This is a genomic window from Vibrio sp. EA2 (assembly GCF_033042495.1).
In the GTDB taxonomy this organism is placed as follows: Bacteria; Pseudomonadota; Gammaproteobacteria; order Enterobacterales; family Vibrionaceae; genus Vibrio.
Window position 1 is genome coordinate 142,501 of sequence record NZ_JAWLID010000002.1, and the last position, 12,960, is coordinate 155,460.

At 48.2% G+C, this 12,960-nt stretch carries 8 protein-coding genes; 6 read left to right on the forward strand and 2 right to left on the reverse strand.

Annotated features, from left to right (window positions below; all coding sequences use genetic code 11):
• Positions 1–21 precede the first annotated feature (21 nt).
• Positions 22–807 carry an envelope biogenesis factor ElyC gene (gene elyC / locus RXX31_RS04985; RefSeq protein WP_317588000.1) on the reverse strand — a complete coding sequence of 262 codons (786 nt, stop codon included), beginning with the start codon at positions 805–807 and terminating at the stop codon, positions 22–24.
• A 114-nt stretch (positions 808–921) separates the two neighbouring features.
• On the opposite strand from elyC, the gene cmoM reads away from it, so the two are divergent.
• From cmoM to mukB, 4 genes are read left to right on the forward strand one after another with little or no spacing between them, the layout of a single operon-like run.
• Positions 922–1,713, forward strand: a complete 792-nt coding sequence (gene cmoM, locus RXX31_RS04990) for a tRNA uridine 5-oxyacetic acid(34) methyltransferase CmoM (RefSeq protein WP_317588589.1) — start codon at positions 922–924, stop codon at positions 1,711–1,713.
• 2 nt (positions 1,714–1,715) lie between these two features.
• Positions 1,716–3,053, forward strand: coding sequence for a chromosome partition protein MukF (mukF, locus tag RXX31_RS04995; RefSeq protein ID WP_317588001.1), 1,338 nt, complete (start codon positions 1,716–1,718; stop codon positions 3,051–3,053).
• Positions 3,034–3,759: a chromosome partition protein MukE gene (mukE, locus tag RXX31_RS05000; protein ID WP_317588002.1), complete on the forward strand. Its 726-nt coding sequence runs from the start codon at positions 3,034–3,036 to the stop codon at positions 3,757–3,759. The genes mukF and mukE overlap by 20 nt, the downstream gene beginning before the upstream one ends.
• Positions 3,760–3,761: 2 nt before the next feature.
• Positions 3,762–8,225, forward strand: a complete 4,464-nt coding sequence (gene mukB / locus RXX31_RS05005; protein ID WP_317588591.1) for a chromosome partition protein MukB — start codon at positions 3,762–3,764, stop codon at positions 8,223–8,225.
• Positions 8,226–8,298: 73 nt separating this feature from the next.
• Here mukB and RXX31_RS05010 read toward each other — a convergent pair whose 3' ends face one another.
• Positions 8,299–9,342, reverse strand: coding sequence for an AraC family transcriptional regulator (locus RXX31_RS05010; protein WP_317588003.1), 1,044 nt, complete (start codon positions 9,340–9,342; stop codon positions 8,299–8,301).
• 165 nt (positions 9,343–9,507) lie between these two features.
• Between RXX31_RS05010 and RXX31_RS05015 the strand changes: the two genes are divergently transcribed.
• Positions 9,508–10,998, forward strand: coding sequence for a coniferyl aldehyde dehydrogenase (locus RXX31_RS05015; RefSeq protein WP_317588004.1), 1,491 nt, complete (start codon positions 9,508–9,510; stop codon positions 10,996–10,998).
• Positions 10,999–11,261: 263 nt separating this feature from the next.
• Positions 11,262–12,902, forward strand: a complete 1,641-nt coding sequence (locus tag RXX31_RS05020; protein WP_317588005.1) for a choline dehydrogenase — start codon at positions 11,262–11,264, stop codon at positions 12,900–12,902.
• Positions 12,903–12,960: the final 58 nt, after the last annotated feature.

Here is a 12,960-nt window from a genome sequence, read left to right on the forward strand (position 1 = left end):
GTCATCCACTCAAAGCATCCGCTATTGAGGCTCGACCATCGGCGTTTGTCCTACCGTATCACGCAAGCGTTGCCAGATACTGCCAAGATACTCATGCCAGAATAATTCGGTTTGCTCTAAGTAACGCGCTTTCGGTGAGTATTTGTCCCAAGGTTGATTAACATCTTCGATGGCTAGGAAGTTTGTCGGCGCCGGGATGGGTTTAATTCCTGCTGCGTTAAATTCATACAGCGCCCGGCTCATATGGCTGGCGGAGGTAACCAAAACAATTTCCTTTTGCTGAACAAACGCTGCAGCCTGACGAGCTTCTTCCCAGGTATCTTTCGCATCTTCCAGTAAAATAATATCGGATTTCGCCACACCGAGCGCCAGAGCCACGTTCGCCATCATACGCGCATGGCTGATTTCAGAGCCACCATCATAGCCAGACAAAATTAATTTGGCCCCAGGATACATACGTAAAATCCGGATTCCCTCGGTTAAACGCATCAGTGCGGCACGACTTAACTGGGAAGTCGGTGGAATTTCGTCATCGATAACATGGCCATTGCCTAACACCATTACGTAGTCGATGGTTCCGGAAACGGGAAGAAACGCTTTATGCTCGCGTTCCAGTGGCATAAGAAGCTTGGTTGAAACAGGCTGGAAGGCAACAAGAAAAATGCCGACAAAAGAGAATAAAACAACGAAGCAGCCGGTTTTACGCTTAGTGGTAAAACTAATGAGAGCAAGACCCAATAATCCTATCAGCAGTAATGCTGGTAAGGGCATGAGCAAAGCTGACACTACTTTTTTCAGCTCAAACATACATAAATAGTCCGAAAAAACATCAATTGAAAATAAAAATGAGGGTATTCCTCTTTATTCCTGCTTTCCTTGTGCCAGAATAGCGGCACAATCCGTTATGATAACCCAGCAGAAGTGACAGAAGACCGCAATTTCGACGATATCGCCCACAAATTTGCAAAAAATATTTACGGCTCCGACAAAGGGGAGATCCGCCAAATCATTGTGTGGGAAGATTTTCTACAGATTCTAAGTGAATTAGAGGCCGACCAGCAACCCCTAGACGTTTTGGATGCAGGTGGTGGTTTAGCACAAATGTCTCAAAAGCTTGCTAAGCTCGGACATCGTGTCGCTTTATGTGATCTATCTTCGGAAATGCTGCAACTAGCCAAACAGGATATTGAAAATAATGGTTTGCTTGAGCAGTATCGCCTGATTCATTCACCTGTCCAGTCCATTGGCAAGCACATGGACAGCCAGGTGGATCTTGTCATGTTTCACGCTGTGATGGAGTGGTTGGTCGATCCAAAGGCGGCGCTCGAAACGGTGTTGGAACAAGTCAGACCGGGAGGCATTGCATCGGTGATGTTCTATAACCACCATGGTTTAGTCTATAAAAACGTGGTTTGTGGCAACATTCCTCATATTTTGGATGGCATGCCTCACCGAAAAAGATTTAAATTACAGCCGCAAAAAGGCCTGAAACCAGAAGAAGTTTACCAATGGATAGAAGACTCCGGGTTCAGTATTTGTGGTAAATCTGGTATTCGCTCATTCAGTGATTACATAGGAAATATGCAATACATGGGTGATTACGAGTTTGAAGATGTGTTGGCGCTAGAAAAACAACTTTGTCGACAAGAGCCATACCTCTCATTAGGTCGCTACATTCACGTGTGGGCCAAAAAGAAACAAAAACAGGAATAACAATGAGTGAGATGACTCTCGATGCTGCAGAACAACCTATTGATGAATTGGTTGGCTGGGTTAAGCAGCAAGATTTCTCGTTGAACCTGACCACAGAGCGACTGGCGTTTTTGATTGCCATCGCAGTACTCAGTAATGAAAGGTTTGACGATGAATTGGGTGAAGGTGAACTGCACGATGCGTTTGCAATCGTCACTCGATTATTTGATGAAACGGGGGAAGCCTCTGCTTTCAGAGCGAACAATGCCATCAATGAGATGGTGAAGCAGCGTTTGATCAGTCGCTTTGTCAGCGAGGTGACGGATGGGGCGAGTATTTACCGTTTGTCGCCACTGGCGATAGGCATCACGGATTATTACGTCCGTCATCGTGAGTTTTCAAAACTTCGCCTTTCTATCCAGCTATCTATGGTTGCGGATGAAATGGCAAAAGCAATTGAAGCGGCGCAAAAAGGTGGCACTCCGGGTCACTGGAAGAAAAACGTGTATGGCGTACTTAAGTATTCTGTAGGCGAGATCTTCGACCAAATCGACCTTAACCAGCGTGTGATGGACGAGCAGCAACAATCTGTGAAAAAGCAGATTGCTGACCTGCTGAATAAAGATTGGCGTGAAGCGATTAATAACTGTGAAGCGTTATTGTCTGAAACGTCAAGCACGCTGCGTGAACTTCAAGATACCTTGCAGGCAGCGAGTGATGAGCTGCAAACTCAGATCCTCGATATTCAGGAGCTTGTCTATGGCGATCCTGATCTTGAGTTTATTGAGGAAGCGCTATTTGGCCTGCAAATGAAGTTAGACCGAATCACGAGCTGGGGTCAGCAAGCGATTGACCTTTGGATCGGTTACGACCGACACGTACATAAATTTATCCGTACCGCCATCGATATGGATAAGAACCGTGCGTTCAGCTCTCGATTACGTCAATCGATTAAAGATTACTTTGATATGCCTTGGTATCTGACTTATGCAGATGCTGAGCGATTGTCCGACCTTCGTGACGAAGCTTTGGTACTGCGTGATGACGAGGTAACCGGCCAAGTTCCGATGGAAGTGGAATACGAAGAATTTCAACAAGTCAATGATGAGTTATCAGAGCGTATTGGTGACATGTTAAAAGCCCATAAAGAGCAGGGCACACCAATCGACTTGAGTGTGGTGCTACGGGATTACCTTGCACAACATCCATTTACTCATCACTTTGATTTAGCTCGAATTATTGTTGATCAGGCCGTTCGTCTGGGTTATTCAGAATCGGATTATCAAGCCATTCAGCCAGACTGGAAATCAATCAACGAATTTGGGGCAAAGGTACAAGCGAATGTCATCGACCGATACTAACGAATACATGTCAGAGAAACTGGCAAAAGCAATTACGAACCCTCTGTTCCCAGCACTCGACAGTATGCTCCGGGCAGGGCGTCATATCTCAAGCGAAGATTTAGACAACCACGCATTGTTGTCGGATTTTGAACTTGAGCTGTCTTCTTTCTACCAGCGTTACAACACTGAGCTGGTGAAAGCCCCAGAAGGTTTCTTCTACCTTCGTCCACGTTCTACATCTTTGATTGGTCGTAGTGTCCTCTCTGAACTGGACATGCTGGTGGGTAAGGTGTTGTGTTTCCTTTACCTGAGTCCAGAGCGTCTGGCGCATGAAGGCATCTTTACCAATCAGGAACTTTACGACGAGATGTTGGCTCTGGCGGACGAGAAAAAGCTCATGAAGCTGGTGACCAACCGTGCCACGGGCTCGGACCTGGATAAAGAGAAGCTGTTTGAAAAAGTGCGCACCTCACTGCGTCGTCTGCGCCGCCTTGGCATGATCATCAATATCGGCGAAACCGGTAAATTCAGCATCAGTGAAGCGGTATTCCGTTTTGGTGCGGATGTGCGTGTCGGTGACGATATGCGTGAAGCTCAGCTGCGTCTGATCCGTGATGGTGAAGCCGTCGTTCATACTAAAGAGCCAAGCCAGGGTAGTCTGCTGTCTGAAGAAGACCAGGAAGAACAAGCCCAAGAAGAAATAACTGAAGAGGGTGAAGCATGAGCATGATCGAACGCGGTAAATATCAATCGCTAACCATGGTCAACTGGAACGGCTTCTTTGCCCGTACGTTTGATATTGATGGGCTGGTGACGACGTTATCGGGTGGTAACGGTGCGGGTAAATCAACCACGATGGCGGCATTTATCACCGCTCTGATTCCCGACCAAACGCTACTTCATTTCCGTAACACCACAGAAGCGGGCAGCAGCCAGTCGTCTCGTGACAAAGGCCTCTACGGTAAGTTACAGCCGGGCGCGTGTTACGCTGCATTGGATGTAGTGAACTCACGAAACCAACGTCTGCTTTTTGCGGTAAAACTGCAGCAGGTGGCGGGCCGTGATAAGAAAGTAGACATAAAACCGTTTGTTATTCAAGGCCTTCCAAGCCATGTGAAGCCGACAGATGTTCTTGTTGAGAGCGTCTCTGCAACACAAGCACGTGTGCGTCAGATTAACGAAGTTAAAGACATTATCTCTGAATTTGAAGGCGTTCAGTTCAAAGCTTTCTCATCTATTGTTGATTATCACGCGCAGATGTTTGAGTTTGGTGTGATTCCGAAGAAACTGCGTAACTCTGGTGACCGTTCGAAATTCTACCGTCTGATTGAAGCCTCGCTTTACGGTGGTATCTCTAGTGCGATCACTCGCTCACTGCGCGACTACCTTCTGCCACAAAACGGCGGCGTGAAGAAAGCATTCCAGGATATGGAATCCGCGCTGCGCGAAAACCGCATGACGCTGGAAGCGATCAAAACCACGCAGGCTGACCGTGACTTGTTCAAACATTTGATCACAGAGTCCACCAATTACGTGGCCGCTGACTACATGCGCCATGCCAACGAGCGCCGCAAAAAACTAGAGCAGACACTCTCTTTGCGTTCTGAGCTCTTTGGTTCTCGCGAGACCTTGATTGAGCAAAACAACCTGCTTAACCGAGTGCAAGAAGAGCTTGAGCTGCTGGTTGACTCAGAATCCGCGTTAGAGCAGGACTACCAAGCCGCGTCAGATCACTTGCAGCTGGTGCAAAATGCGCTGCGTCAGCAAGAGAAGATCGAACGTTATCAGGAAGATCTTGAAGAGCTGAGCGAGCGTCTTGAAGAACAGATGATGGTCGTTGAAGAAGCGCAAGAACGCGTGATGATGGCTGAAGAGCAAGCGACCGTTTCTGAAGAAGAAGTGGATAGCCTTAAAACGCAGCTTGCGGATTACCAGCAGGCACTAGATGTGCAGCAAACGCGTGCCCTTCAATACCAACAAGCGGTTCAGGCACTGGATAAAGCGAAACAGCTTCTTGGTGATGACGGTCTGACAGCAGAATCTGCACAAGCCTTGGTTGCCGAACTGAAAAATAAACAAACGGACAGCACCAACGAGTTACTGTCGGTGAAGCACAAGCTGGATATGTCATCAGCTGCGGCGGAACAGTTTGAAACGGCGCTGAAGCTAGTACAAAGCATTGTTGGTCAGGTGGATCGTAAAGACGCCGCTGAAAAGGCGAAAAATGCGATTACCAAAGCCCGTGAATCCCAGCAAATTGCTCAGAATGAACAACAGTGGCGCGCACAACACCGCGACCTTGAGCGCAGCCTTAACCAGCAGCGTCAGGCGAGCGAGCTGGTAACAGAATATCAAAAGCAGTTCCATGTTGAGCTAACCGACGAAATCACCTTCGAACAGGAACGTGAACGTCACGCAACGCAGATTGAATCGCTGGAAATGACGCAAGAAGACGTGCGTGAACAGCGCAGTGAACAGCGTCGTTTAGAGAAGGATGCCGTTGCGGAAATCAACAAGCTGGAAGCGATAGCCCCGGCCTGGATTGCGGCAAATGATGCACTGGAAAAACTGCGCGAGCAAAGCGGTGCAGAGTTAGAAGATCGCCAAGCGGTAATGAGCCACATGCAGATCGTTCTTGAGCAAGAGAAAGCGCAGTCTCTGGCCAAAGACAAACTGGCAGAACGTCGTACTCAGCTAGAAAGCGAAATCGAACGTTTGGCCTCACCAGGTGGTTCAAATGATCCTCGTCTGAAGGGCCTTGCCGACACCTTGGGTGGCGTATTGCTATCTGAAATCTACGACGATATTACTATCGATGATGCGCCGTACTTCAGTGCCATGTACGGCCCGGCTCGTCATGCGATCGTGGTTTCTGATTTGTCAGACATTGAAGAGAAACTGGTTGAGCTGGACGACTGTCCGGAAGATTTGTACATCATTGAAGGTGACATTGATGCCTTTGATGACAGCTCATTCGATGCAGAAGAACTTGAAGGCGCTGTATGCGTTCGTATGAATGCCCGTCAAATGCGTTACTCACGCTTCCCGGAAATTCCACTGTTTGGTCGGGCTGCACGAGAGCAGCGATTGGAGCTACTGCGTAATGAGCGTGAAGAAGTGGTTGAGAAGCACGCAAAAGCGGCATTCGACTCACAGAAGATGCAGCGTTTGTATCAAGCGTTCAACCATTTCGTTGCTCACCACATTCATGTGGCGTTTGAAGCTGACCCAGAGCAAGCATTGGCAAATGTACGTGAAAAGCGTAACCAAATTGCTCGTGTGCTTACTGATCTGGAAGCGAAAGAACAGCAGCACCGTTCTCAACTGCAAACCAGCAAGCAAGCGCTGTCGTCACTCGACAAGCTAGCACCAAACATGTCCCTAATCGAAGATGATACGCTGCAAGCGCGCTTTGATGAGCTGGAAGAGAAAATCGCGCAATTGTCAGAGGCGAAAGCCTTCCTGAACAACCATGCGAAAGCCGTGACTGAGCTTGAGAAGATTGTTTCCGCATTGGATGCGGACCCTGAACAGTTCGATGCGCTAGAAGCAGAATACAAGGCGGCAGACGAGCAACTGCAAGAGCTTAAGAAGCAAATCTTCGCTTTGTCCGATTTGGTAGAACGTCGTCATTACTTTGCCTACTCAGATTCGGTCGATCTGCTCAACAAGAGCAGCGAACTGAGCGAGCAGCTGAAAGGCAAGTTGGTCCAGGCCGAGAAAATGCGTTCTCGTTCTCGTGAAGAACTGAAACAAGCGCAAGCTCAGATGAATCAATACAACCAGGTATTGGCGTCGCTGAAAAGTTCACACCAGGCGAAACTGGAAACGGTTCAGGAGTTCAAGCAGGAGCTGCAAGAGTTCGGCGTTAATGCGGATGAAGGTGCAGAAGAGCGCGCTATGCGTCGTCGTGACGAGCTGCAAGAGCGTCTGCACTCATCTCGCAGTCGCAAGAGCGAATATGAACGCACCATCACCTCTACAGAGCTAGAGATGAAAGGTCTGGCGAAGCGTCTGAAGAAAGTGCAGAAAGAGTACGCAGAGCTTCGTACCTTTGTGGTAGCCGCGAAAGCTGGCTGGTGTTCGGTACTTCGTCTTGCGCGTGAAAATGATGTTGAACGCCGCCTGCATAAACGTGAACTGGCGTACATGTCAGCGGATGAACTACGTTCAATGTCAGATAAGTCGTTGGGTGCGCTGCGTCTGGCGGTGGCAAATAATGACGACTTGCGAGATGCACTGCGTCTGTCTGAAGATAATGCCCGTCCTGAGCGTAAGGTTCTGTTCTACATTGCCGTTTACCAGCATCTGCGTGAGCGAATTCGTCAGGACATTATCCGTACTGATGATCCGGTAGAAGCGATCGAAGAGATGGAAGTGGAGCTGGCGCGTCTGACCGAAGAGCTGACTCAGCGTGAAAACCGCCTGGCGATCAGTTCAGAGTCGGCGGCAAGCATCATTAAGAAGACGATTCAGCGCGAGCAAAACCGTATTCGTATGCTAAACCAGGGCTTGTCGAACATCTCATTCGGTCAGGTGAAAGGTGTGCGTCTGAATGTGAAGATCCGCGAAAGTCACGAGGTGCTATTGCACGGCCTGTCTTCTCAACAGGAGCAACACAAAGACTTGTTTGAGTCTTCACGCTTTACTTTCTCAGAGGCAATGGCGAAGCTGTTCCAACGTGTAAACCCACATATCGACATGGGGCAACGTTCTCCACAAGTACTTGGTGAAGAGTTACTGGATTACCGTAACTACCTAGAGCTAAGCGTGGAAGTGAACCGTGGTTCAGAGGGTTGGCTACAGGCGGAATCTGGCGCGCTTTCTACTGGTGAGGCGATCGGTACGGGTCAGTCGATCCTACTGATGGTGGTACAAAGCTGGGAAGAAGAATCCCGTCGTCTGCGTAGTAAAGACATTGTACCTTGTCGTCTGTTGTTCCTTGATGAGGCGGCGCGTCTGGATGCGAGATCTATCTCGACACTATTCGAACTGTGTGACCGTCTGGATATGCAGCTTCTGATTGCTGCTCCAGAAAACATCAGCCCAGAGAAAGGCACAACCTACAAACTGGTGCGTAAGGTGTTTAAAGATCACGAGCATGTACACGTGGTGGGTCTGCGTGGCTTTGGACAAACAGATAAGACGAAGAGCGAAGCCCAGGAAATGGCAGAAGAGTTTGAGTCTTAATCTTCCGTTTTGAAGTTAAATGCCCGCTAACGATAGCGGGCATTTTTTATGGTTAAGTCATCAGCGCTTTCATTTAAACCGTCGTGTTCTCTATAGAAGTGGTTTGCCGATATTGCCTTGGCGAACAACCGCTCCATTTACGAAAGGCATGACGAAAGTTCGCGCTGTCAGAAAAACCAATTCGTTCTGAAATATCTTCAATACTGATTTGTGTTTCAGACAGGTAGTGACGTGCTAAACGAAAACGCACCTGATCGAGAAGTTGCTGATAGCTGGTATTTTCCTGTTTGAGATGACGACTTAAGGTTCTGGACGACATTCCCAGCTCAGATGAGAGCGCTTCAATGGAAGGGTAGCTGCCCGGACGTTCAATAAATATCTGGGTTATCCTATCTTTTAAGCAGGCGTTACCACTGACTTTAGCCAGCATTTCATCACAAGACTTCAGGCACATTTGTAATGTTGTCGGGTTCGCGGCTGGTAATGGTTGGTAAATACTTTTTGCGTCAAATTGCCATTCAAGCCGATCGCTATTGAACTCGATATCACAGTGAAATACTTGCCTATACAAGTCGCTGTACTCTGGCTCAGGATAAGGAAAGCGAATGACCGTTGAAGGAAAAGGGTGCTGCATCACTTCTTCACATAGATTCTGGATGGTGGAAAACCAGTATTCGCAGCAAAACGGCAGCATGGATTGAAGGTCAATTAATTGCTCGGCACGGAAATAACCTAAGTTGTCTTCAACCCACATCTTCTTTTTCAATACAGGCCCCGCGAGACGCAGATACTTAAATCCCATCACTAAGGCATCAAATAGTGTATTACTGCTTAAGACCGCATAACCGAGCACACCGAAATCGCTGAACTTGGCCTGTTGACCTATTTTGAGCCCTAAACTCGGTTCTTCTGCGTGGCTAAGGGCGTTACTAAAAATCACCAGCTTTTGTGCCAGGGTGATATGCGTATCTGGTGCGTAAAGCTGAGAAGCAGTGATACCACTGCCATCCAGTAAGGTTTCGACGCTGACTTCAGGATCTAAATAGCGCTTGAGCAGTTGTAAATCTAAAATGCCGAAAGCTTGTGTATCTGGCTCATAAACTGCGGTGTATTCCATTGTTTTCCCTCTACAGACCAAGATCATCCTAGCGCTTATCTGATTGATATTCTGTCATGTTGCTCTCAAAGCTGTCCGAATATCACCGGTTTTTGTCTTTTTGTAACCTGTGATTAATGTTATCAAAATGTTGTAATGCAATAAATTGTAGGATAGGAGAGAAATATGAATATGCTGGCAAAGCAAGATGATGCGAGTCACCGGGGCCAAAATACGCCAGCGGGTGAAGCATTGAACTCTAGTGAATTGGCCACTTGGTTTACGCAACTGAAGTCAGCTTATCAAGCTGAGCCTTTAGCAACGCTGGCCGTCCGAAAGCAGCGTTTACTGGCACTGAAAAAACAACTTTCTCGCTATCAGGATATTTTAGCTGAAGCGATGAATGAGGACTTCGGCGGACGCAGTCATACGGAATCGGTAATGGCTGATGTACTTGCTCCAATTCTGGATATTAACCATGTTGTTCGACACCTGAAAAGCTGGATGAAGCCCAGCAGACGACCAACAGAATGGTTATTTAAAGGCAATAAGCTGGAAGTCAGATACCAGCCAAAAGGTGTCGTGGGCATTATTTGTCCCTGGAACTTCCCAATCTACCTCTCTATTGGGCCAATGATCACCTCTTTAGCGGCGGGGAATCGCTGCATGATCAAAATGCCGCCTAATTGCCCAGCGACAACAAAACAGTTGCGTCGAATGTTAGCTGAGATTTATCCAGAGGATTTGGTCCGTGTCGTTGATGGCAATCATCCTGAAGCGATGGAAATTTCGCACCTGCCATTTGATCACCTGATTTTTACCGGCTCGCCAGCCAGTGGCAAAAACATCATGGCAAACGCCGCGGCTAACTTAACGCCTGTGACGCTCGAATTGGGCGGCAAATCACCAGCGATTGTATTTGAAGATTACGACGTGAAAAAGGCGGCTGCACGTCTTGCCCACGGTAAAGGTATGAACTCCGGTCAGATATGCATTGCGCCGGATTATGCGTTTGTCCCGGAAGGCAAACAACAAGAGTTTATCGACGCACTCAAAGCAGCCCATCAAGCCATGTATGGTGAGATTAAAGCGAATCGGGACTACACCTCGTTGGTTGATGAAGCACAACACCGACGATTCCATGCATTACTCGACGATGCCGAAGAGAAAGGCGCTGAGATTCTTCAATGCCTGGATTATGGCGAAGGGCGTAAAACTCCGCTCTATATCGCTACTAATCTGACACCGGACATGCGTATCTGTCAGGAAGAGATCTTTGGCCCTTTACTTCCGGTGCACACCTTTCGCTCCATTGATGAGGTGATTCAATACATAACTGACAGGCCACGTCCTCTCGCCTGCTATCTGTTTACTAATAACGAGACACAGCGTGAGTCCGTGCTTACTAATACTCACAGTGGTGGTGTCACCATTAATGACTGGGGGTGGCATGTTCTCAATCACTCGGTACCGTTTGGTGGGGTAGGTAATTCCGGGATAGGTAATTACCACGGTGAGGAAGGGTTCAGAGAGTTGAGCCATGCGCGTTCGGTCTTGCAAATGCGAGACTGGTTCCCTATTCAGCTTTTCTCGCCTCCGTACGGGAGCTGGGTGCAAAAGCTGATTCTACGTTTTTTTGTCGGCAAACCCGACTCTCAATTAAATAATAAAAAATAGCTGATACAGCACCTCTTAGGTGGTTGGGAAGACAGGTTCTTTACGCCGAATGATGTCTTCCCCTTGTGATCACTAGCTTAGCGCTGTGTTGCCGCGCGTTTCTTATTCCGATTGGAATGACCAAATATATTCAAAGGATGAAATATGACGAAATCAGCGAAAGGATTACGCATTCACGCGTCGTGTGTGTCTTCAGACCGTGATGTTGCTCGGTGTCTATGGCAGAACAGCAGGGTTAATCTGCTGCCTTGGGGAGGTCAATAATGGAAAGTTACGATTACATCATCGTTGGCGGTGGCTCTGCAGGTTGTGTTTTAGCATCGCGTTTATCTGAAGATCCTAACGTGACGGTTTGTCTCATTGAGGCTGGTGGTAAGGACAACAGCGCATTTATTCATACACCCGTCGGCACGGTTGCCATGATGCCGACCAAATTATACAACTGGGGCTTCGAAACGGTACCCCAGCCCGGATTAAATGGCCGCAAAGGTTACCAGCCAAGAGGAAAAGCTCTGGGTGGTTCGAGCTCGATCAATGCCATGATGTATTCGAGGGGCCATCGTTATGATTATGATTTATGGGCTAGTCTTGGCAACACTGGGTGGAGCTACGACGAGTGTCTGCCATATTTTAAAAAAGCGGAAAATAACGAGGTTCACTACAACGAATATCATGGTCAGGGCGGACCGTTGAATGTGACGGACTTACGCTCGCCGAGTAAGCTTGTTGAGCGATATTTATCAGCATGTGAATCCATTGGTGTTCCCCGCAGTGCGGATATTAATGGCGCACAGCAGTTTGGTGCGACTTACACCCAAGTGACTCAGCGCGATGGTGAGCGTTGCAGCGCAGCAAAAGCGTATTTGACGCCACATTTGAGCCGACCGAATCTGACGCTGCTCACTAAAGCCACCACGCACAAGGTTCTATTTGAAGGTAAACGTGCGATTGGTGTCGAATACGGGCTAAAAGGAAAGCGTTTCCAGATCAAAAGTCATCGGGAAGTGATTCTTTCCGCCGGGGCATTTGGTTCTCCGCAAATCTTGCTTTTGTCTGGTGTCGGAGCGAAAGCCGATCTCGATAAGCACGGTATCGTGCAAGTTCATGAGTTACCAGGTGTTGGCGAAAACTTACAAGATCACATTGATCTGGTTCACAGCTACAAGTGTCTGGACAAGAAAGAGTCTTTTGGCGTTTCGTTGCGAATGGTCTCCGAAATGACTAAGGCGTTACCTCAGTGGATGAGTCAGCGGCGGGGCAAAATGAGTAGCAATTTTGCCGAGGGAATAGGCTTTCTTCGCTCCAATGACAGCCTCGATGTACCTGACTTGGAATTCGTGTTTGTGGTGGCGGTGGTTGATGCCCATGCCCGTAAGCTTCATATCAGCCATGGCTACAGCTCGCACGTCACGCTACTCAGACCAAAAAGTAGTGGTACCGTCAAACTCCAAAGTGCCGATCCCTATGACGCACCGCTGATTGATCCTGCATTTTTTAGCCACCCGGACGATATAGACATCATGATCAAAGCCTGGAAGAAGCAACATCAGATGATGGAAAGCGAGGCATTTGATGAGGTTCGAGGTGAGAACTTTTATCCGGTTGATGCTCACGATGATCGTGCGATCGAGCAGGATATCCGTAACCGGGCGGATACCCAATATCATCCGGTCGGTACCTGTAAAATGGGAGCTGCAGATGACCCACAAGCGGTGGTGGACAAGGATTTAGTTGTGCACGGCTTAGAAGGGCTCAGAGTGGTTGACGCTTCGATAATGCCAACGCTTATCGGTGGGAATACCAATGCGCCCACGATTATGATTGCGGAGAAAGTCGCAGATAAGATTAAGTCACAGTACTCGACTATTACAGGGGCTGAATCGGCCGTAACCAAAGCGGGTTAGTGACCAGTTGCTCACTGAGCATATAAAAAAGCCGAGGCTGTAGGACGACAGTCTCGGC

Bases quoted from the DNA above. Each gene is read 5' to 3' on its own strand.
- elyC (WP_317588000.1), bottom strand. From the start codon at position 807: ATGTTTGAGCTGAAAAAAGTAGTGTCAGCTTTGCTCATGCCCTTACCA.
- mukF (WP_317588001.1), top strand. From the start codon at position 1,716: ATGAGTGAGATGACTCTCGATGCTGCAGAACAACCTATTGATGAATTG.
- mukE (WP_317588002.1), top strand. From the start codon at position 3,034: ATGTCATCGACCGATACTAACGAATACATGTCAGAGAAACTGGCAAAA.
- mukB (WP_317588591.1), top strand. From the start codon at position 3,762: ATGATCGAACGCGGTAAATATCAATCGCTAACCATGGTCAACTGGAAC.
- RXX31_RS05010 (WP_317588003.1), bottom strand. From the start codon at position 9,342: ATGGAATACACCGCAGTTTATGAGCCAGATACACAAGCTTTCGGCATT.
- RXX31_RS05015 (WP_317588004.1), top strand. From the start codon at position 9,508: ATGAATATGCTGGCAAAGCAAGATGATGCGAGTCACCGGGGCCAAAAT.
- RXX31_RS05020 (WP_317588005.1), top strand. From the start codon at position 11,262: ATGGAAAGTTACGATTACATCATCGTTGGCGGTGGCTCTGCAGGTTGT.